This is a genomic window from Paracoccus fontiphilus (assembly GCF_017356265.1).
Taxonomy (GTDB): domain Bacteria; phylum Pseudomonadota; class Alphaproteobacteria; order Rhodobacterales; family Rhodobacteraceae; genus Paracoccus; species Paracoccus fontiphilus.
On record NZ_JAFNAW010000184.1, the window covers coordinates 1 to 527 of the forward strand.

The window sequence follows — 527 nt, forward strand, 5'->3', positions numbered from 1 at the left end:
CGAAGCGTTTCGAGATGAACTGATAAGACTGGAGGCACCATGACAAACCCTGCCCTGCAGGACTGGTGCATTCAGAATGGAGCCTGCACCGCAAAGTTAAAATGTCTCACCTCTGCAATTCAGGAATGTCACACTCCCCTGGATGAGCATCGTGTCGATCCTTGGGAGCCGAGACATGGGATGGGTGATGATGAGTGAACGGGAACTGAACCGGGTCGAGGTTCTGAGCCAGGTGCTGCAAGGTCAGATGTCAGCCGTGAGTGCGGCGGATGTTCTGGACCTGAGCCGCAGACAGGTTCACCGGCTGCTGAAGCGGTTCGGGGCTGACGGCGCGGCGGCGATCCGGCACCAGGCACGTGGACGGGCATCGAACAACCGGATCGCCCCGACGATCCGGGAGGCTGCCATGTCGCTCATTCGGGACCGCTATGCCGACTTCGGCCCGACCTTGGCGGCCGAGAAGCTGGCGGAGTGTCACGGGCTGACAGTGTCGCGCGAGACCTTGCGCAAGTGGATGCAGGATGCGG

General features: G+C 61.1%; 1 protein-coding gene. It reads left to right on the top strand.

What is annotated here, in order from left to right:
* Positions 1 to 175: 175 nt before the first annotated feature.
* A partial coding sequence (locus J0F76_RS20780) for a helix-turn-helix domain-containing protein (RefSeq protein ID WP_242690494.1) occupies positions 176 to 527 on the top strand: 352 nt, incomplete at its 3' end.